This is a genomic window from Mesorhizobium ciceri WSM4083 (assembly GCF_000519305.1).
GTDB lineage: Bacteria > Pseudomonadota > Alphaproteobacteria > Rhizobiales > Rhizobiaceae > Mesorhizobium > Mesorhizobium ciceri_B.
Map to the genome: position 1 here is coordinate 375,353 of NZ_KI912610.1, position 18,009 is coordinate 393,361.

The window sequence follows — 18,009 nt, forward strand, 5'->3', positions numbered from 1 at the left end:
CAAGCGCATAAAAATGGCAGGCCAGGCGCATGCACCTGACTTTATCGACAGCCCGCCTAGCCTCCCCTATAAGGGCCGGAATCGCAAGCAACCAGAGGCCCTTCATGATCATCGTCACGGGCGGCGCCGGCATGATCGGCTCCAACATCGTCGCCGCGCTGAATGCCGAAGGGCATGACGACATCCTCGTCGTCGACGACCTCACCGACGGTCACAAGATCGCCAATCTTGCCGATCTCAAGATCGCCGACTATCTCGACAAGGACGATTTCCTGCCCCGCATGGAGGCCGGCTCGCTCGGCCGCATCGAGGCCGTGTTCCACCAGGGCGCCTGCTCGACCACCACCGAGTGGAACGGCAAATTCATGATGGAGGTGAATTACGCCTTCTCGAAACGGCTGCTGCATGCAAGCCAGGCGTTGCGCGTGCCTTTCCTTTATGCCTCCTCGGCTTCCGTCTATGGCGGCGGCTCGGAGTTCCGCGAGGATCCCGCGCTGGAGCGGCCGCTCAATGTCTACGCCTATTCGAAAAAACTGTTCGACGACTACGTCAGGCGAACCGTGTTCGCCGGGCAGGCCGACCATTCACAGGTCGTGGGCCTGCGCTACTTCAACGTCTACGGCCCGCGCGAAGCGCACAAGGGCGCCATGGCCTCCGTCGCCTTCCATCTGTTCAACCAGGTCGAGCGAGGCGAGAACCCGAAACTGTTCGGCGCCTATGACGGGTTCGGACCCGGCGAACAAAGCCGCGACTTCATCCATGTCGGCGATGTAGCCGACGTCAATCTGTGGCTGTGGAAACAGGGCTCAAGCGGCATCTTCAATTGCGGCACCGGCCGTGCCCAGCCCTTCCGCGCCATCGCCGAAACGGTGATCGACACGTTGGGTAAAGGGGAGATTGAATTCATCCCCTTTCCCGACCATCTCAAGGGCAGCTACCAGAGCTTTACGCAAGCTGATATGTCCCGTTTGCGCGCGGCCGGTTACAATGGCCAATTCCGGACAGTGGAAACCGGTGTCAGAGACTATGTCGAATGGCTGAAAGCCCAACGATCCTCGTGATCGGCCCACGCTGGGTGGGCGACATGGTGATGGCGCAGTGCCTGTTTTCGGCGCTGAAGGAGTTGCATCCCAACGCCGCCATCGATGTGCTGGCGCCGGCCTGGGCAGCACCCCTGGTCAAGCGCATGCCCGAAATCCGCCAGCAGATCGACTTTCCGCTCAAACCCGGCGCGCTCGAGTTCACCCATCGCCGCCGCTTCGGCCGCCTGCTGCGCGGCCGCTACGACATGGCCTATATCCTGCCCGGCAGCTGGAAGTCGGCGCTGATTCCGTTCTTTGCCCGTATTCCGCGCCGTGTCGGTCATTTGCGCGAGATGCGCTATGGCCTGTTGACCGACATCGTGCCATTGCCCGACAGCATCAAACGACGCACCGCGCAGGCCTATTTCGGCCTTGCCCAGGGCGGTAGTTTCCGGGCGCCACGGCTTGACGTGGACACGAAAAACCAGGTCGACCTGCTCGGCCGTTTCGGGCTGGCGCCTCGGAAATTCGTGGCCCTGATGCCCGGCGCCGAATTTGGCCCGGCCAAGCGCTGGCCCAGCGAAAGCTATGCCGGGCTTGCCCGCAATTTCATGGGTAAAGGCTTGAAGGTTGCGCTGTTCGGCTCGAAGAACGACCGCGACGTGACGGCGGAGATCGCAGCCCTGGCCCCCGGCGTCGTCGATCTCGCCGGACAGACGCGGCTGGAGGACGCCATCGACCTGATATCCGCCGCAAGGCTGGCGGTGTCCAACGACAGCGGGCTGATGCATGTCGCGGCCGCCGTCGGCACGCCGATCGTTGCCGTCTACGGCTCGACCTCGCCCGAGAACACGCCCCCGCTGGCGGAGCGCCGCGAACTGGTCTGGCTCGGCCTGTCGTGCTCGCCCTGCCACCGGAAGGTCTGCCCGCTCGGCCACCTCAACTGCCTGATGACGCTTGAAGTCGGCCAGGTCGCGGCAGCTGCGGACCGGCTGCTGGAAATCCCGGCCGCGGCATGAAGGTGCTGATCGTCAAGACGTCGTCGATGGGCGATGTCATCCACACCTTTCCGGCGGTCGAGGATGCCCGTCGCCACCGCCCGGACCTGACCTTCGACTGGTGCGTCGAAGAGGCATTCGCCGGCATCGCCGCGCTGCACCCGGCGATCGACGGTATCCACACGGTGGCGATCCGGCGTTGGCGCAAGGCGCTGCTCGATGGCGCCACCTGGCGCGAGGCGGCCGCCCTGCGCCGCACCTTGCGAGATTGCCGCTACGACCTGGTCATCGATGCGCAAGGCCTCTTGAAATCGGCTCTGGTTGCAAGACAGGCCGGCGCCCCCATTGCCGGCTTCGACCGCTCCAGCGCGCGCGAACCGTCTGCGACGCTGTTCTACGATGCCACCTATCCCGTGTCGCGCGACCTGCACGCCATCGAACGGACACGGCGGCTGTTCGGGCTGGCGCTCGGCTATCAGCCCGATCTTTCGACCTTGGACTCCGGCATCGTGCCGCCCACCGGCACACTGGCGGGCACTTCTGGAAAAACCGCCTTCCTGCTGCACGGCACCAGCCGCGAAGACAAGAAATGGCCGGCCGAAGCCTGGATCGGAACCGCGCGCCTGCTGGCTGAACGGGGGATGACGCCGGTCACCACATGGTCGAACGAGCGCGAGAAGGCCGTGGCCGAAGCCATTGCCAAGGCAGTGCCATCGACAGTTGTGGTGCCAAAGTCACCGCTGGCCGACATCGCTGCGTTCATCGGCTGCTCGGAACTGGTCATCGGCGCCGACACCGGGCTGACCCATCTCGCCAGCGCCTTCGGCCTGCCAACGGTTGCGGTGTTCCTGGCGACCGAGCCCGGGTTGACGGGTCCGCGCGGGCAATATGCGTCAACGCTTTTGGCCGCGCCTGGGGAGCGTGTGATGCCGGCGGAGGTGGTGGCGGAGGCAGAGAGGCTGGCGGGACTCCGGGTCCTTGGCAAGGCCAACGCTGGCAAGAACTGAAGTCAATCGGAAAGGCTGGCGCTGCCCCTCATCCGCCTGCCGGCACCTTCTCCCCGTATAACGACGGGGAGAAGAGAGCTGAACGCAAGGCCAGCGCCTATTCTGCTACGTTGAAAATTGGCGAAATCGTCGATGAGAGCATCTTTCTCCCCGTCACTATACGGGGAGAAATGCCCGGCAGGGCAATGAGGGGCAGCGCAAACCTCAGCTTAAAAATCGCAGCCGCGCCCCCCTCAAATTCCCTAGATGAACTGCACCTGGACGATCTCATACCCCCTGGCACCGCCGGGCGCATTGACCTCGATGGCGTCGCCGACTTCCTTGCCGATGAGCGCACGCGCGATCGGCGAGGAGATCGAGATGCGGCCGGACTTCACGTCCGCCTCCTGGTCGCCGACGATCCGGTAGGTCTTCTTTTCCTCGGTGTCCTCGTCAACCAGCACCACGGTGGCGCCGAACTTGATCTTGTCGCCGCTGAGCTTGCTGACGTCGATCACCTCGGCGCGCGCGATATAATCCTCAAGCTCGTTGACGCGGCCCTCGTTGAGGCTCTGCGACTCCTTGGCGGCATGATACTCGGCATTTTCGGAAAGGTCGCCATGCGAGCGCGCCTCGGAGATCGCCTCGATGATGCGCGGCCGCTCTTCCTGCTGGCGCCAGCGCAGTTCTTCCTTCAATGACGCGAACCCCTCGCCTGTCATCGGGACCTTGTTCATGATGCCTGACCTTTCCTGCTGCCACCCCCGCGTTTCGGGGAAAGCCTTGTCGATGGGTACAAAAAGAAAACGGGTCCGGCAGCCTCGGGCTAACGGAACCGTTTCACCGCAATTTCCCTGAATATAGCAATGTCAGCGGGTTTTTCACGCCTAAAAATCGGTTTTGCTAAAATCATCCCCGTTTTCATCAGCCGCGGGCGGTGAATGAGACTGGGGGCAACAAAAAAGCGGCCGCGATCGCTCGCGGCCGCTTGAAAGAGCCTGGGATCTTTCAGCTTCTCATGAAATGGTCGATCTGCTCGGCCAGCATGCCATATTCACGCGAACCCTTGCCGGTCCGCTTCTCGATTTCCATCAACTGCTGCTGGGCGCCGGCCAGATCGCCGATCTGCAGATGCGCTTCGCCGAGATATTCGCGCACCAGCGTGTAGTTCGGATCGATGCGCAGCGCTTCCGCGTAATAGCCGAGGCCGACGGTGACGCGGCCAGAATGGCGGTGCGAATAGCCGAGATAGTTGAGGATGCGCGGATCCTGCTTGTTGGCGGCGAGGCTGAGCACGGCGATCGCCTCGTCATAGCGCCCGGCCAGCGCCAGCGCGTGGCCAGCATCATAGATGCTGTCGTCGTCGAGCATGCCTTCCTGAGGTGCGACGCACTTTTTCTTCTTCTTGTCCCAGACCTCGCCCTTCTTGCATTGGGTGACGGTTTCGTCACCGCCGCCGCCATCGCTGCCGGCGGCGTATACGGGAACGGCGAGGAACTGCAGCGCGAGTAGCGCGGTCGCAGCCTGGATCAGCACTCTCTTATGCATCGAAACCTCCTGGAGGGTGAGAATGCAACACTAACGCCGGTCGGCTTGCGTTTCATCCCGGAAAATTGCGTGCGGGAGAACATCAGGTGACGGATGCCGCAAATCCGCTATCATCCTGCAAACGACCTGAGGGAGACGGCCCTTGCAGCGGCGGCTTGAAAAGGACTGGGAGCTTTCGATCGGCCCCGACACGGTGCGCCTGTTCATCCTCAAGGCCAAGGCGCTGAGTGCGGCCGTCAATGAAGACTATGCCGATGGCGCCGAGCACGAGGTCGAGCTCGACGGCGAGTCCCATGTCAACCATCACCATGACGGCCTTGCCGAGGAAAGCTCGGAGAATCTGACCGAAGAAGAGCTGCGCGAGCTGATCAACGACCTCAATGTCGATGAAGCAGCCGAGCTGATCGCGCTGGCCTGGGTCGGTCGCGGCGACTACGACGCCACCGAATGGGCGGACGCGCTGGCGGCCGCGCGCGAACGCGCCAACAAGCGCACCGCGAAATACCTGCTCGGCATGCCGTTGCTCGCCGACTGGCTGGAGGAAGGGCTGGAAGCGATCGGTGCGTAACGGAGCGGTTACCGTTCGTGATGCGGCCGAGGCAACCACCTTGCGTCGGCGCCGTTGACGGCGATGGGGTCGCTTGTCTTTTCCCGAACATTCAGGATCGCATTGGTCATGGCCGTCACGGCTCTGCTGGTGACACCGGCTGACGCCAAACATCGCCACCGCCATCACCAGCCGCTGACGCCGCGAATGGAGCAGCCGCTGACACAGCGGGCCGACCAACCCCTGAAACACCGGCGCGGAAAAAGCCTGAAACCACGGCGCCACCGGCAGGTCACACCGAACCGGACACAGCAGAAAACGCAGGCTCCGCTGCCCTCGCCCGCCGATGTTCCCATGCCCGAGGCCGGTATTCCAGCACCCAAGCCCGGCATTCCAGTGCCCGAGCCACGCCCGGCGGACGCTCCAAAGGCTGACGCTGCAAAGACCGAGGAGCAAAAGCCGGAAGCTCCGAAGAGCGCCGGAGCGCCCGACCGGTTCAAGCAAGAAAAATCCCACCAGGAAAAGCAGACACGTCCCGAGCCGTCCGCTCAGGAGCCGTCAGCCGGGGAAAGCGAGCCGGAGCCGCCGGCCATTGCACCGACGCCGACGCCAAAACCCGACATCGCGGAGCCCGAGGCTGGGCCGCCGGTCGTCGCACCTCAGCCGCCGCAAAAGCCGGCCGATACAAGCGACAAAAAAATGCTGCCCGACCCGCGCTCGGCCGACCAGCCCGAGGGGAAGATGCCCACCGAAGAGGTCGCCTGCCGCGAGCGGCTGAAGACGCTCGGCGTCGAATTCGAGGAGCACAAAGCGGAAAGCAACCCCGAAATCGGCTGCTCGATCCCCTATCCCCTGGTGCTGAAGACGCTTGGAAAGTCGATCGCGATTGCCCCCGGAACCGAACTCAATTGCAAGATGGCCGAGGCGGCAGCGCGTTTTGCCACCGATGTGATCCAGCCGGCGGCGAAGGCCGAATTCGGCGCCGACCTGAAATCAATCGGCCAGGCATCGGCCTTTGTCTGCCGGCCACGCAACGGCACCCGAAAACTGTCGGAGCATGCGTTCGGCAACGCGCTCGACATCGCCAGCTTCACGCTGTCGGACGGCAAGAAGATCGAGGTCGGCCCGGCGCCGCCCGAGAAGGACGCCAAATTCCTCAACGCCGTGCGCAAGGCGGCCTGTGGTCCCTTCAAGACAGTGCTCGGTCCGGGCGCCGATGCCGATCACTCCCTGCATTTCCATCTCGATCTCGAACCGCGCCGGCATGGCGGCACGTTCTGCCAGTGAGCATGGCTGATCCAGGCCGCGTGCCGCAATTCGGCCGCAGGCATGAACGCGGGCGCTGAGTTTTCCTTTACCCTTGATCGTTAAAATGCCGGATATCCATCAACGGGATTCCGCCAATGGCCGGCAAATTTCGGGCCGTGTTTTCCACCGCGCGCCTGTCAAAATATGCAGCAATGCTGACCGCCGGCCTGGCGCTGGCGGCGCTCTCCGCCTGCAACACCGGCAGTGTGCTGTCGCTGCAGCCGGCCGTCGACGTCGGCGCGCAGACAGCTGCGGTGCCGCAATATGCCGGCATGCAGAAGCTTGTCCCTTCCAATCCATATATGACGCAGGCCGCTTATCCGCGCATGGACGAGCCGATGTCGCCCGTCGAGCAGATGCCGGCCAGCGAAACCGACTGCCGGCAGCAATTGAAGCGCCTCGGTGTCGCCTACACCGACCTGGCGCCGATCCATGAAGGCCAGTGCGGCATCGATTATCCGGTCAAGGTTTCGGCCATCGGCAACATCCAGATGAAGCCCGCAGCGACCCTGACCTGCGACATGGCCGCTACCTTCGCCGGCTGGACCAAGAACGAGCTCGTCCCCTCCGCCCGCTGGCGTTATTTCTCAGGCGTTAAGACCATCCACCAAGGCTCCAGCTATTCCTGCCGCAGGATTGCCGGCGAAGGTGTGCTGTCAGAGCACGGCAAGGGCAATGCGCTCGACGTCATGAGCATCGAGCTCAACAATGGCGACGACATCGACGTGCGCAAGCCCGGCCTGTTCGCTTTCCGCACCCGCGGCTTCCTCAACAATGTGCGCGCCGACGGCTGCCAGTATTTCACCACCGTGCTCGGCCCCGGCTACAATTACGACCACCGCAACCATTTCCATTTCGACATCAAGAACCGCAAGAACGGTTATCGCGCCTGCCGTTAGGAAGAGATCAGCCTAATCGGCGCCACCGGTTGAAGCGGCGATTTGCCGTGCGACCAAGTCCTGGATGCGCCAGAGATTGCGGTCGCGGATGCCGCTCTCTTCAAGCTTGCTCACGGTCCTGAACAAATACTGCGCCGAAGAGCCCCAATGACCGGCAGCCCGCGCCAGCGTGTCGGCAACCTGCTCCAATGGCAACCGGCCGGCATAGGCGCTGCCGTTCGGCGCGGCGACGAAGGCCAAGGCACGAAGCGGCCCGTCCCTGGTCTTGACCTTGATCCAGCATGGCACGTTGGTGGGCGGGTTGGCGTCGATCTCGCGGCGCATGAGCTGGCCGAGTTGCCCGAAATGGTCTTCCGCGGGCAATCGGTAGACGATCCCGTTGCAACTGCCACCACGGTCGAGGGCCAGCATCAAGGCCGGCAATTCGCGTGTTCCGCGCCAGCGCGTCAGCTTCAGGCAGAACGAGCGGTGCCATCCCGTCGCCGTTGCGGGACGCTGCTCGACATGGGCGAATTCGGGATTCCAGATCAACGACCCATAGGCGAAGACCCAAAGCGTGTCGGGCCGATACTGCGAAAGCAGTTGCTCCACCAGGCCATCGAACTCCGCATCGGTGTGCTCGCTGGTTCCGGGCTCTGGCCCGGGATCAGGCTCGACACGCTCAACTTGCGCGACAAGCTCGGCGGTCAACGCCATGGGCTTGCGGCCTGCCAGCTTCCGCTCCATTGCTGCCCCCGCGAAGAAACGATGGCCCACGATAGACCGGCAGCGCGCCGCTGGCCATTGATTTCCAGGGTCCGTCAGGCAACAGATATCGCACGGATCGGGCGGCGTTCATGAGCCAGCGAAGTTTTCGGCGACGCGTTGCAATCTGGGTGGCGACCTTGCTGGCTGCCTATCTGGTGCTCGCCTATTTCGCCGCACCGGAATTCTGGACGTTCCGCGATCGCGGTTTTCGCACGCAGCGCTTCGAGATGCTGACGCACACGCCGCAAGGCATTCCGGGCGACCCGATCAATGTCGGCCTTGTCGGCACGCAGAAGGAGGTGGTCCATGCCTTCGCCGTCGCCGGCTGGGACACCGCCGACGCCGTCACCCTGAAGACCGCTATCGAGATCGGTGAAAGCGTGCTGTTCGACCACCCCTATCCCGATGCGCCGGTCAGCAGGCTGCTGTTCGATGGCCGCGCCCAGGATCTCGCCTTCGAAAAGCCGGAGGGCCTCAGCGCCGACCGCCGGCATCATGTCCGCTTCTGGCAGACCGATGCTGCCGACGATGACGGCCGGCCGCTGTGGCTGGGCTCGGCCAGCTTCGATCGCGGCGTCGGCCTCAGCCACGACACCGGCGCTGTCACCCACCATATCGGCCCCGACATCGACGCCGAGCGCGATTTCCTGATGCGCGACTTGGCCACCGCCGGCACGCTGATCTCGACCAGCGACATATCGGGCGTCGGCGCCACCAGTACGGGTCGCAATGGCGGCGGCGATCCCTATTTCACGGACGGCGAGGCAATTGTCGGCGTACTTAAACAGTAGGTCGTACGGGCCTTGCAGGCTGAAACAGTCCGGCGGTTTCAAAAGGAGGTTTTGATGTTTGACGCGGAAAGTGTGGTGACTAGCTACTGCAGGGCCTGGTTCGACCCGGAAGCTGAGGAGCGTCGCCGGCTGTTGTTCACCTCATTCGAACCGCAAGGCACATACATTGATCCGACGGTGCATATCTCCGGAGCCGAGGCGCTGCTCCAACACATTGATCAGGTGCTGAAAGCCCGTCCGGGCTTCTGGCTCGAACGGACGACCTTGGTCGATGTTCATCATGACTTCTTGCGTTTTGGCTGGGTGCAGAGAGGCGAAAACGGATTTCGGGGCACCGACAGCATGGATATGTGCCGCGTTTCCAAGGAGGGAAAACTGTCGCTGGTCGTCGGCTTTTTCGGACCCTTCAGAGCAATGCCAAATCCCTGACGGTTCCTCACCGCCCTGGGATGCCGCATGACCGAAATACCAGTCATTTCTCAAAAATCACGCCGGACTATTTTCGAAGACCGCGCCGCAATGCTATTGACCGCTCATGTTATACGTAGAAATCGCTATCGTGGTCGTCCTCATCTGTGTGAACGGCCTTCTGTCGATGTCCGAACTTGCCATCGTCTCGTCGCGACCGGCCCGCCTGAAAGCGATGATCGACCGCGGCATCAATGGCGCCGGTCGCGCGCTCGAGCTGGGATCCAATCCCGGCAAGTTCCTGTCCTCGGTGCAGATCGGCATCACCCTGGTCGGCGTCCTCTCCGGCGCCTTTTCCGGCGCCACGCTCGGCGAACGGCTGGCGCAGTTCCTGGCCTCGACCGGCATCCGCGAGACCGTCGCCGATCCGCTCGGCGTCGGCATCGTCGTCGCCATCATCACCTATTTCTCGCTGATCGTCGGCGAGCTGGTGCCCAAGCAGATCGCCTTGCGTGACCCCGAGCGGGTCGCCGCCAGGGTCGCTCCTGCAATGACCATCCTCGCCACCGTCTCGGCGCCGCTGGTCTTCCTGCTCGACTTCTCCGGCCGCACCATCCTGTGGCTTCTCGGCCAGCGCGGCGAAAGCGAGGAGAAGGTCACCGATGAGGAGATTAAGATGCTGGTCGCCGAGGCCGAGCATCACGGCACCATCGAATCCGACGAGCGGCGCATGATCGCCGGCGTCATGCGGCTTGGCGACCGCGCCGTGCGCGCGGTGATGACGCCGCGCACCGAAGTCGACTGGATCAATCTGCAATCCGACGAGGCGGCCATCCGCAAGCTGCTCATGGAAACCCAGCATTCGCGCCTGCCGGCAGGTGACGGCGGCGTCGACGTCATGGTCGGCGTCGTCCAGACGCGTGACGTGCTGGCCGCACTGCTTGCCGGCCGCGTGCTCGACCCGCGCAGGCATGTGCGCGCAGCCCCCATCGTCTACGACCAGGCCGACGCGCTCGATGTGCTGCAGAAGCTGAAGGAATCCGACGTGCCGATGGCGCTGGTGCATGACGAATACGGCCATTTCGAAGGCATCGTCACCCCGGCCGACATTCTGGAAGCCATCACCGGCGTGTTCCGCGCGGACACAGACGCCGGCGACGAGGAGAACGCGGTCAAGCGCGAGGACGGCTCGTGGCTGCTCGCCGGCTACATGCAGGCCGACGAGATGGCCGACATTCTCGGCATCGACCTGCCGGAAAACCGCGATTACGAAACCGTCGCCGGTTATGTGCTGTCGCACATGCACCATCTGCCGGCGACTGGCGAATGCGTCGACGCGCAGGGCTGGCGCTTCGAGGTGGTCGATCTCGACGGCCGCCGCATCGACAAGCTGATCGCCACCCGCCTGCCCGGCGTCCACCGTGAGGCGGTGCGCTGACGCGAGTTGCAGCATTCGCTCTATCGTTCCCAGAAGGGCTTGGCGATCTCTCCCTCGACCTGCTGTATCGTCAGGCCGATATCGTCGATCAGATGCGGATTGTCCTTCGATATCTGCCTGAGTTGCCAGCGAAAGCGTATCCGTTCGCGCCAGGTCCGATCGTGCCAGCTCGCTATGATGCTTCGCAGGGTCTTCAGGAGCCGGCGCGATGCCGGCCGCACGGGCGTTCCCCGTCGCGCTGCACAACGCTGGGCTGATGCAAGTGTATTGGTCATGGCAACCTCCATATGGTTTGAGGGCCTAGGGCTCTCGATGAGGTTGAATTCTGCGCGATACGGACGGCGCCGTAATTAAGCCCTCCCAAATAGTTCTCAAAACTTCCAAACGAGCCAGAGCAGTTCACCGGCTCACGGAACCGGCAAACTACTCTAACCCTTTGTTTTGACGCAATTCCGAACAGAAAACCGCTTCACACTTTTCCTGAAATTGCTCTATAGATGCGCCTATGCAGGGATCGCGTTTTGCCTTTGGTCCGTTCGTGCTTGATCCGGGTGCGGGAACGCTGCTTCGGAACGACGTCCCCGTTGCCGTTGGCTATCGCGGGCTGAGCCTGCTTGCAGCACTCGTCGGGCGGCCCGGTGAAATCTTGGGGAAGGCCGAGTTGATGGACGCTGCATGGCCGGGCACGGCCGTGGAGGAAGGCAACCTCACCGTCCAGATCGCGCAGTTGCGCAAGCTGCTTGGTCCTGTCGGCGAGAACGGCGAATGGATATCCACCGTTCCGCGCGTCGGCTACCGTTTCGCGGGCGCCGTCGAACAGCTCGGCGAGGCCAGGCGAAAACCCTTGCCGCTGCCCGACAAACCATCGATAGCCGTGTTGCCCTTCGTCAATTTCAGCAACGATCCCGAGCAGGATTCCTTCGTGGATGGGTTGACGGAAGACCTGATCACCGACCTGTCCAGAATCTCCGGCCTGTTCGTCATCGCCCGCAACTCGACCTTTGCCTACAAGGGAAAAGCGATGGACGTGCGCGAGATCGCTGGCGATCTTGGCGTGCGCTACCTGTTGGAGGGCAGCGCAAGACGCGCCGCGGGGCGCGTGCGCATCAACGCACAGCTGGTCGATGCGGTGAGCGGCGATCATCTGTGGGCGGAACGCTTCGATCGCGGCCTGGAGGATATCTTTGCCGTTCAAGACGAGGTGACGGCCAAGATCGTGGAAGCGCTGCTTGGCCGGCTGCGCGCGCCGCCACCGCGCAATCGGCCGCGAAATCTGGAGGCCTATGACCTCTGCGTGCGGGCGCGCAAGCTGATCGATGATTCGCCGCAGATGGCGCAGGAAGCGCATCTGATGCTGACGCGCGCGGTGTCGCTCGATCCCGGATACGCCGAGCCCTATCGCTGGCTTGCCATGAACCACTGGATGGGACAGGTGCATTGGGGCGGACCAACCGAGGCTGCCCGCAGCGTTGCCCTGGAACTGGCGCGTAAGGCCGTGGCGATCGATCCCAACGATGCCGGCTGTCGCTGGATCCTGGCTTACCTGCTTGCCTATGAGCGCAGCTTCACTGAAGCGGATGCGGAATTCGCCAAGGCGATCGAACTCGACCCGAACGAGGCCGACACCTGGGCGGCATTGTCCGACATCGCGGTCCTGGCCGGGCGGGTCGAAGAGGGCCTCGAGCACATCGGCAAGGCGTTCCGGCTGAACCCGTTTCCGGCGAGCTGGTACTATCTGACGCTCGGCCAGGCGCAATATGCGGCGCGCGACTACCAAGCCGCTATCGAGACGTTGCGCCGTGACGAGACCTATCGCACAAGCTCACGCCGTTTCCTGGCCGCCAGCTTGGCCCAACTCGGCCGGCTGGACGAGGCGCGCGCGGAGGCTGAGCTGTTCCTCGTCGGCAACCCGCATTTCACAACCCATCACTGGGCGACGACCGAGCCATTCCGCGACGCCGCTACGCTCGAGCATTTCGTCGATGGTTTTCGCAAGGCCGGTCTTCCGGAGTGACGTGCCGGCATCCGGCCTGCCCGCAGCAAAGGCGACGTGGTGCACTAACCAACGTCTAGGCGTCGGCATGATCCCGGTGGCGCGAGACCTTCTCGCGGTTGCCGCAAGTGCGCATGCTGCACCAGCGCCGCTTCCCGCCTCGCGACGTATCGAGGAAAAGCCAGCCACAGCGAGGGCAGGAATGCAGCCTGTCGCGCGGCAGGGTGAAGAACGCTTCGATGGACAGCATGGCCAGCAACGCGGTGACGGCGTCCGGGTCCCGCCACCGGGCAAGGGCAAGCTCCGGCCTGGTGCGATCCAGCTCGATAGACCCGGCGGCAAGCGAGCTTGCCGTGCGCGAGAACAATACGCCGAGCGGTTCGGCCGCAGACGGTTTGCCCGCGGCGATTGGCTCGAAAACCTGAAATGACGCCTCCCGCATTTCGCGGACCCCTTCCACGAACCGTCCATCCGCTATCTCGGCGACTGCCTGCGCCTGGCGATCGTCGGCAAGCCCTGAGGCGCTGAACCAGTTCGCAACATCCCGGACGGACTTGAAGAGTTCATTGTCTGCTGCCGGCGCCCGCCGGTCGAACACGGCATTCGACAGGTCCAAGGCGGGATGCCCGCCTATGAAGTGATCCGGCACCCATTCGGTGTATGCATCGCCCATGGAACATAACCTCATTAACCGCATTATACGGTTACACGATGTAACCACTATCACAGGGATATGTGGTGTCAAACCCATAGCACCGTCAGGTCGGCGCGGACCACTGGGAGAGAGAGGATGTGCAGCAATCGTTACAAGACCCGCCACGAAACCATCAATGTCGACGGCCTCGACATCTTCTACCGCCATGCCGGCGACCTGGGCAGACCGGCAATCCTGCTGCTGCACGGATATCCGACTTCGTCGCACGTCTATCGCAATGTCATCGAACCGCTGGCGGAAACAGCCTATGTGGTGGCGCCGGACCTGCCCGGTTTCGGCTTTTCGTCCGCCCCTTCCATCGATGCCTATGACTACACGTTCGAGAACCTGGCCAACACGATCGAAGCCTTCGTCGAGGCCCTCGGCATCCAGCGATTCTTCCTCTACATCACTGATTTCGGCACGCCCGTCGGCTATCATCTCGCCACACGGCGGCCGGATCGCATCCTCGGCCTGATCGCCCAGGACAGCAACGCTCATGACGAGGGGCTGGGACCGGAATGGGACGCGCCGAAGGCGTTCTTCGCCGAACCGACTGAAGAAAACCGCGCCAAACTGCCGGACTGGATGAATTTCGAGGGGACCCGAAATCAATATATCGGCGGTCTCCCCGAGCGTCTGAAGGTGTTGTTTCCGCCCGAGGGTTGGTATCTCGATACGGAGCGCCTGGCGAGGCCCGGCAACACCGACATTCAGTTCGAACTCTTCACCGATTATGGCTCGCACATCGCCCGCTTCCCGGCCATCCAGGCCTATCTCCGCGACCAACAGCCAGCATGCCTCGTGCTGTGGGGACGGCATGACGCCTTCTTCGCGCTGGACGAGATCATGGCCTACAGCCGCGACCTCGACGCAGTCGAAATCCATGTCTTTGAGAGCGGACACATGCTTCTCGAAACGCATCATCGCCAATGCGCGGCTCTCATCGCTCACTTCATCCACGAGGTGGAGACTGGGGTCTTTCGCGATCCTGCAGGACGCTGAACGTCGCCGCTCAAACCGCCACTTCGATGGGCTCGGCAAGCCTGGGATTGGCCCGTGCGGCGATCAGGCAGCCGGCGACGATCAGGCATGCTCCGGTCAAGGTGGTCCAGGTCGCCTCCTCGCCGAAGAAGAACCAGCCGAGCGCGACCGCCCAGATGAAGGCCGAGTATTCCGTCGGGATCAGATATTGCGCTTCAGCGCGGGCGTAGGACCAGCTCATCAGGAATTGCCCGGCGAGCGACAGCACCGTCACCCCGGCCAAAGGAAGCCACAGATTGCTCGGCAGGGCGACGGCGAGCCAGGGTGCCGCGAGGCCGAGCAGGATGGCAACGCAAAGGTTCTGGAACAGCATGATCTCGATCGGCTTGGCCAACTGCGCCTGTTGCCGGGCGAGGATCAGATTGTAGCCGTAGAACACCGTCGATACGAGCACCGCTGCCGTGCCGAGCATGGCGTCTTGCGAATAGTCTGCCTGCCCGAACTGGCCGGCCATGATGATCGCGACGCCGGCGATGCCGGCCAGCGATGCCCAGACGGCCTGGCGCCGGATCCGTTCGCCCAGCAGCAGCGCGGCGAGGAAGAGCGCAAACAAGGGCGCCACGAAGCTGAGCCCGATCGCCTCCGCGAGCGGCAGCCTGGCCAAGCCCCAGAAGAAGGATATCAGGACGATGCCGACAACCGCGGCACGCAGCGCATGCAGCCTCAGCACCGGAATGGTTGGCTTTAAGCGTGGTCCCGCCAACCAGGCCGCACCCGCGACCACGGCCGCGACCATGCTGCGCCACAGCAAGGTGTTGTAGACGCCGACCGCGATGACCAGTATCTTCATCGCGGCATCCATCCCGGACAGCAGGAAGATCGCAAGCGCGCATACGAGCACCGGGATCATCGGGGAAACGGCGCCGGTCAGGCTGGATGTCTTCACGGCTTCACTCATATGACGGATGGCAGCCGGATATATCAGGGCAATGGGCGCGACCAGATGGCAGTCCCGTCGATGTAGCAGTCCAACCCCGATTGGCGTCGTGTCCGCGGCTATCGCGATATCAGGGTATCAGCACCACGCCGACGCGTTGAACGAGGCGGACCGCCTCGCCGACTGCATTATCCGGCCACGGCAGGCGACGCATGCACACGTGGCATAGACCGAATTGACGGGGCAGGTTGCCGACGCGGCTGGCCCGTCGCATGTTGTCGATTGTTTACAGACGGATCGGAAAAAATGCACCGCATAGCTTCAGGCGGCCTTTATCAGACCTACAATCTTGGTGACTTGCGCATCATCTCCTTGCGCGATGGCTATGTCGACATGCCGATCGGACGGCTTCGGCAACGCGGCGACAAGCCATTTGGCGATGAATTGCCGCAACAAGTCACGTTGGTTGATGGTCAACTCAGGCTTTCCGTCAATGCCTTCGCGATCGACGATGGAAACGGGATCATCCTGATCGATACCGGCGCCTCGAACGCCTGGCATCCGACCATGGGCCGACTTCCCGAGGCACTGGACGAAGCTGACATCGATGCCGGACGAGTCCGTACCGTCTGCTTCACCCACACGCATCTCGACCACATCCATGGTCTTGTGCTTGCCGACGGCCGCGACGCTTTCCCGCGCCTGACGCGCTTGCTCGTTCCCGCGGAAGAACTCGGCTTTTTTCGCGCCGAAGCGCGGCTCGAACGATTTCACGGCATGGCGGAACCCTTCGAAGCCGGAGACCGTATCGGGACACATGTCGACATTGTCGACGCTCATGGCCATGAAGCGGGACACAGCTGCTTTCGTGTTTCTGGCGGCGGCGAACGCCTTTTGATTTGGGGCGACACCGTTCACGTCCCATCGCTTCAGTTCGATCGACCTGAGGTGACGTGGGAATTCGATGCCGATCAGGACCAGGCGCGCGAAAGCCGGTTGCGGTTGCTGGCGCTTGCAGCCGACGAACATTGTTTCGTTGCCGGCGCGCATCTGGATTCGCCCGGCATCGGCCGCGTCGTCCGATCCGGCGCCAGCTTTCGATTCGAGCCGCTATAATTGAAAAGGGCGGCGCAAGCGCCGCCCCATATCCTTGGGAGGATAATTCGAACCGGCGGTCAGGCCGCCTTGACTTCCTCGGCGACGGCATCGGCCTGACGCGCTGCCTTGAGCACCTTGGCCCACCACGCAACATCGTTGACCAGCGCCGTGGCGGCCTGGTTCAGATGCTCGAGGTCTTCCAGCTTCTTTTCGCCCTGGCGGACGGCGAGGAAATCGCCCCAGGCGATATGGACGGCCGACTTGACCGGCGCCATCTGCAATTCGACGGCATACAGTCTAAGCTGTTCGACGGCACGCGAGCCGCCGACGCTGCCATAACCGACGAAGCCGGCCGGCTTCTTGTTCCATTCATTGGCGGCGTAGTCGATGGCGTTCTTCAGCACGGCCGTCGGGCCGTGATTGTATTCGGCGGCGGTGAAGATGAAGCCGTCGAATTCGGCGACCTTCTTCTGCCAGCGCTGTGCCACTTCGTTCTGCGACGGCGCCCAGGCGGAGGATGCGACCTCGTCGAAGAACGGCAGCGGGAAGTCGCGCAGGTCGACGATCTCGACATCGATGTCGGCATGCGACTTGGCGATCTTGGCGATCCACTGGGTTGGCACATCGGCGAAACGAGCGGCGCGCGTCGATCCGACGACGATGGCAATTTTGGGTTTGGACATAAGGGGCTCTCCTTGCACGAAGTACTGGTATCATTTGGATACCTGCGCTATATGAGATACTGTAAACGCGATGCACAAGAAGGCACTTTTTTGTTACCGAGGCACCCACACCGCTCCGAAGACTGCCGCGCCATCTCGGAAATCCTGCAGCGCGTCGGCGACAAATGGACCGTTCTGGTCGTCGGCAAGCTGGGCGACGGACCGCTGCGTTTCAACGAATTGCGCGCAGCCGTCGGCGGCATCTCGCAGAAGATGCTGACCACCACCTTGCGCGGGCTGGAGCGTGACGGCTTCGTCACCCGCACCGTGTTTCCAACCATTCCGCCGCGCGTCGATTATGAGCTGACCGAGCTCGGCCACGAGCTGCTGATCCCCGTCAGCGCATTGAGCGAATGGGCGCGCGCGAACACCATGCGCGTCAAGGCGGCGCGCGAAAAATTCGACGACGCCCGCATCTGAAACCCTTGCGCTGCAAGGGATTAAGCACGCACGCAACACCCGGCTTGTCTGATCGGAAAGTCCATCTTGGCTGCGCGGATCGTTGCCCGGACGCACGCGCCGTGTTGGCTGGCGGATTGCCGCTCATGCGGTCCTCTGACGGCTGCCGCTCAGGCTCCTGATGTGCTGCTATCGCATCGCGCGGCGGCACAGGTATCACACCGTGCGCCCCGCTCGCCGGGAGCCTTGTCATCATGCGTGCAGGCGACGCGCGAGATGTCTTCCTTCACCTCCGCGTAAGCGGTCACGCCGAGCAGGCAGGTCGTCGCGACCAAGGCTGCCACGAGCCAACCGTTCAGCAGATGTTGACGCATTGTCACTCCTCCGATTGCAGCAGGATCGGGCATGGAGGCAACCGTTGGATGTCGCGAAAAGCGCCTCCCGCACGGGCGCTGTTACAAATGACCAAGCCTGGGAGAAACGGCTTGCC

The 18,009-nt window shown here is 63.0% G+C and carries 21 protein-coding genes; 13 read left to right on the forward strand and 8 right to left on the reverse strand.

Annotated features, from left to right (window positions below):
* The first annotated feature begins 104 nt into the window (after window positions 1–104).
* From rfaD to waaC, 3 genes are read left to right on the forward strand one after another with little or no spacing between them, the layout of a single operon-like run.
* Window positions 105–1,061: an ADP-glyceromanno-heptose 6-epimerase gene (rfaD, locus tag MESCI2_RS0127810; protein WP_027040350.1), complete on the forward strand. Its 957-nt coding sequence runs from the start codon at window positions 105–107 to the stop codon at window positions 1,059–1,061.
* Entirely contained in the window at window positions 1,034–2,041 is a 1,008-nt protein-coding gene (waaF, locus tag MESCI2_RS0127815) for a lipopolysaccharide heptosyltransferase II (protein WP_027039331.1), read from the forward strand. The genes rfaD and waaF overlap by 28 nt, the downstream gene beginning before the upstream one ends.
* Entirely contained in the window at window positions 2,038–3,027 is a 990-nt protein-coding gene (waaC, locus tag MESCI2_RS0127820) for a lipopolysaccharide heptosyltransferase I (RefSeq protein WP_027039332.1), read from the forward strand. Before waaF ends, waaC begins: the two co-directional genes overlap by 4 nt.
* Before the next feature lie 242 nt (window positions 3,028–3,269).
* Here the strand turns inward: waaC and greA are convergent, their stop codons facing one another.
* Window positions 3,270–3,743 carry a transcription elongation factor GreA gene (greA, locus tag MESCI2_RS0127825; protein ID WP_027039333.1) on the reverse strand — a complete coding sequence of 158 codons (474 nt, stop codon included), beginning with the start codon at window positions 3,741–3,743 and terminating at the stop codon, window positions 3,270–3,272.
* A gap of 271 nt (window positions 3,744–4,014) precedes the next feature.
* Window positions 4,015–4,554, reverse strand: a complete 540-nt coding sequence (locus MESCI2_RS0127830; RefSeq protein ID WP_027039334.1) for a tetratricopeptide repeat protein — start codon at window positions 4,552–4,554, stop codon at window positions 4,015–4,017.
* Window positions 4,555–4,696: 142 nt separating this feature from the next.
* Here MESCI2_RS0127830 and MESCI2_RS0127835 point away from each other — a divergent pair, with 142 nt between their 5' ends.
* The 3 genes from MESCI2_RS0127835 to MESCI2_RS0127845 all read left to right on the forward strand — a co-directional run bounded on the left by MESCI2_RS0127835 (window position 4,697) and on the right by MESCI2_RS0127845 (window position 7,308).
* Entirely contained in the window at window positions 4,697–5,122 is a 426-nt protein-coding gene (locus MESCI2_RS0127835; RefSeq protein ID WP_013530064.1) for a DUF3775 domain-containing protein, read from the forward strand.
* Window positions 5,123–5,308: 186 nt separating this feature from the next.
* A complete protein-coding gene (locus MESCI2_RS0127840; RefSeq protein WP_027039335.1) occupies window positions 5,309–6,388 on the forward strand; it encodes an extensin family protein in 1,080 nt (359 codons plus the stop codon).
* A gap of 116 nt (window positions 6,389–6,504) precedes the next feature.
* Window positions 6,505–7,308 carry an extensin family protein gene (locus MESCI2_RS0127845; RefSeq protein WP_027039336.1) on the forward strand — a complete coding sequence of 268 codons (804 nt, stop codon included), beginning with the start codon at window positions 6,505–6,507 and terminating at the stop codon, window positions 7,306–7,308.
* A 12-nt stretch (window positions 7,309–7,320) separates the two neighbouring features.
* Here the strand turns inward: MESCI2_RS0127845 and MESCI2_RS0127850 are convergent, their stop codons facing one another.
* A complete protein-coding gene (locus MESCI2_RS0127850) occupies window positions 7,321–8,034 on the reverse strand; it encodes a gamma-glutamylcyclotransferase (RefSeq protein WP_027039337.1) in 714 nt (237 codons plus the stop codon).
* A gap of 110 nt (window positions 8,035–8,144) precedes the next feature.
* Here MESCI2_RS0127850 and MESCI2_RS0127855 point away from each other — a divergent pair, with 110 nt between their 5' ends.
* From MESCI2_RS0127855 to MESCI2_RS0127865, 3 genes are all read left to right on the forward strand, one after another.
* The gene (locus MESCI2_RS0127855; RefSeq protein ID WP_027039338.1) at window positions 8,145–8,846 is read left to right on the forward strand and encodes an LssY C-terminal domain-containing protein; all 702 of its coding nucleotides are present in this window, start codon (window positions 8,145–8,147) and stop codon (window positions 8,844–8,846) included.
* 54 nt (window positions 8,847–8,900) lie between these two features.
* Entirely contained in the window at window positions 8,901–9,275 is a 375-nt protein-coding gene (locus MESCI2_RS0127860; RefSeq protein WP_027039339.1) for a hypothetical protein, read from the forward strand.
* Window positions 9,276–9,381: 106 nt separating this feature from the next.
* Window positions 9,382–10,692, forward strand: a complete 1,311-nt coding sequence (locus tag MESCI2_RS0127865; RefSeq protein ID WP_027039340.1) for a hemolysin family protein — start codon at window positions 9,382–9,384, stop codon at window positions 10,690–10,692.
* A 20-nt stretch (window positions 10,693–10,712) separates the two neighbouring features.
* Here the strand turns inward: MESCI2_RS0127865 and MESCI2_RS0127870 are convergent, their stop codons facing one another.
* Entirely contained in the window at window positions 10,713–10,967 is a 255-nt protein-coding gene (locus tag MESCI2_RS0127870; protein WP_027039341.1) for a DUF1127 domain-containing protein, read from the reverse strand.
* 230 nt (window positions 10,968–11,197) lie between these two features.
* Between MESCI2_RS0127870 and MESCI2_RS0127875 the strand changes: the two genes are divergently transcribed.
* Window positions 11,198–12,706, forward strand: coding sequence for a winged helix-turn-helix domain-containing tetratricopeptide repeat protein (locus MESCI2_RS0127875; protein WP_027039342.1), 1,509 nt, complete (start codon window positions 11,198–11,200; stop codon window positions 12,704–12,706).
* 55 nt (window positions 12,707–12,761) lie between these two features.
* Here the strand turns inward: MESCI2_RS0127875 and MESCI2_RS0127880 are convergent, their stop codons facing one another.
* Window positions 12,762–13,358 carry a CGNR zinc finger domain-containing protein gene (locus tag MESCI2_RS0127880; RefSeq protein WP_027039343.1) on the reverse strand — a complete coding sequence of 199 codons (597 nt, stop codon included), beginning with the start codon at window positions 13,356–13,358 and terminating at the stop codon, window positions 12,762–12,764.
* Window positions 13,359–13,475: 117 nt separating this feature from the next.
* On the opposite strand from MESCI2_RS0127880, the gene MESCI2_RS01000000135810 reads away from it, so the two are divergent.
* Window positions 13,476–14,384: an alpha/beta fold hydrolase gene (locus tag MESCI2_RS01000000135810; RefSeq protein ID WP_032901405.1), complete on the forward strand. Its 909-nt coding sequence runs from the start codon at window positions 13,476–13,478 to the stop codon at window positions 14,382–14,384.
* 10 nt (window positions 14,385–14,394) lie between these two features.
* On the opposite strand, the gene MESCI2_RS0127890 is transcribed toward MESCI2_RS01000000135810, so the two are convergent.
* The gene (locus MESCI2_RS0127890; RefSeq protein ID WP_027039344.1) at window positions 14,395–15,321 is read right to left on the reverse strand and encodes a DMT family transporter; all 927 of its coding nucleotides are present in this window, start codon (window positions 15,319–15,321) and stop codon (window positions 14,395–14,397) included.
* 372 nt (window positions 15,322–15,693) lie between these two features.
* Between MESCI2_RS0127890 and MESCI2_RS0127895 the strand changes: the two genes are divergently transcribed.
* Window positions 15,694–16,416, forward strand: coding sequence for an MBL fold metallo-hydrolase (locus MESCI2_RS0127895; RefSeq protein ID WP_245270507.1), 723 nt, complete (start codon window positions 15,694–15,696; stop codon window positions 16,414–16,416).
* Between the two features lie 59 nt (window positions 16,417–16,475).
* On the opposite strand, the gene MESCI2_RS0127900 is transcribed toward MESCI2_RS0127895, so the two are convergent.
* A complete protein-coding gene (locus MESCI2_RS0127900) occupies window positions 16,476–17,081 on the reverse strand; it encodes an NADPH-dependent FMN reductase (protein WP_023809763.1) in 606 nt (201 codons plus the stop codon).
* A gap of 90 nt (window positions 17,082–17,171) precedes the next feature.
* On the opposite strand from MESCI2_RS0127900, the gene MESCI2_RS0127905 reads away from it, so the two are divergent.
* Entirely contained in the window at window positions 17,172–17,540 is a 369-nt protein-coding gene (locus MESCI2_RS0127905; RefSeq protein ID WP_027039346.1) for a winged helix-turn-helix transcriptional regulator, read from the forward strand.
* Window positions 17,541–17,689: 149 nt separating this feature from the next.
* Here MESCI2_RS0127905 and MESCI2_RS01000000135815 read toward each other — a convergent pair whose 3' ends face one another.
* Complete coding sequence (locus MESCI2_RS01000000135815; protein WP_032901406.1) at window positions 17,690–17,893, reverse strand: hypothetical protein; 204 nt, start codon at window positions 17,891–17,893, stop codon at window positions 17,690–17,692.
* Window positions 17,894–18,009: the final 116 nt, after the last annotated feature.

Bases quoted from the DNA above. Each gene is read 5' to 3' on its own strand.
- rfaD (WP_027040350.1), top strand. From the start codon at position 105: ATGATCATCGTCACGGGCGGCGCCGGCATGATCGGCTCCAACATCGTC.
- waaF (WP_027039331.1), top strand. From the start codon at position 1,034: ATGGCTGAAAGCCCAACGATCCTCGTGATCGGCCCACGCTGGGTGGGC.
- waaC (WP_027039332.1), top strand. From the start codon at position 2,038: ATGAAGGTGCTGATCGTCAAGACGTCGTCGATGGGCGATGTCATCCAC.
- greA (WP_027039333.1), bottom strand. From the start codon at position 3,743: ATGAACAAGGTCCCGATGACAGGCGAGGGGTTCGCGTCATTGAAGGAA.
- MESCI2_RS0127830 (WP_027039334.1), bottom strand. From the start codon at position 4,554: ATGCATAAGAGAGTGCTGATCCAGGCTGCGACCGCGCTACTCGCGCTG.
- MESCI2_RS0127840 (WP_027039335.1), top strand. From the start codon at position 5,309: ATGGAGCAGCCGCTGACACAGCGGGCCGACCAACCCCTGAAACACCGG.
- MESCI2_RS0127845 (WP_027039336.1), top strand. From the start codon at position 6,505: ATGGCCGGCAAATTTCGGGCCGTGTTTTCCACCGCGCGCCTGTCAAAA.
- MESCI2_RS0127850 (WP_027039337.1), bottom strand. From the start codon at position 8,034: ATGGAGCGGAAGCTGGCAGGCCGCAAGCCCATGGCGTTGACCGCCGAG.
- MESCI2_RS0127855 (WP_027039338.1), top strand. From the start codon at position 8,145: ATGAGCCAGCGAAGTTTTCGGCGACGCGTTGCAATCTGGGTGGCGACC.
- MESCI2_RS0127860 (WP_027039339.1), top strand. From the start codon at position 8,901: ATGTTTGACGCGGAAAGTGTGGTGACTAGCTACTGCAGGGCCTGGTTC.
- MESCI2_RS0127865 (WP_027039340.1), top strand. From the start codon at position 9,382: ATGTTATACGTAGAAATCGCTATCGTGGTCGTCCTCATCTGTGTGAAC.
- MESCI2_RS0127870 (WP_027039341.1), bottom strand. From the start codon at position 10,967: ATGACCAATACACTTGCATCAGCCCAGCGTTGTGCAGCGCGACGGGGA.
- MESCI2_RS0127875 (WP_027039342.1), top strand. From the start codon at position 11,198: ATGCAGGGATCGCGTTTTGCCTTTGGTCCGTTCGTGCTTGATCCGGGT.
- MESCI2_RS0127880 (WP_027039343.1), bottom strand. From the start codon at position 13,358: ATGGGCGATGCATACACCGAATGGGTGCCGGATCACTTCATAGGCGGG.
- MESCI2_RS01000000135810 (WP_032901405.1), top strand. From the start codon at position 13,476: ATGTGCAGCAATCGTTACAAGACCCGCCACGAAACCATCAATGTCGAC.
- MESCI2_RS0127890 (WP_027039344.1), bottom strand. From the start codon at position 15,321: ATGAGTGAAGCCGTGAAGACATCCAGCCTGACCGGCGCCGTTTCCCCG.
- MESCI2_RS0127895 (WP_245270507.1), top strand. From the start codon at position 15,694: ATGCCGATCGGACGGCTTCGGCAACGCGGCGACAAGCCATTTGGCGAT.
- MESCI2_RS0127900 (WP_023809763.1), bottom strand. From the start codon at position 17,081: ATGTCCAAACCCAAAATTGCCATCGTCGTCGGATCGACGCGCGCCGCT.
- MESCI2_RS01000000135815 (WP_032901406.1), bottom strand. From the start codon at position 17,893: ATGCGTCAACATCTGCTGAACGGTTGGCTCGTGGCAGCCTTGGTCGCG.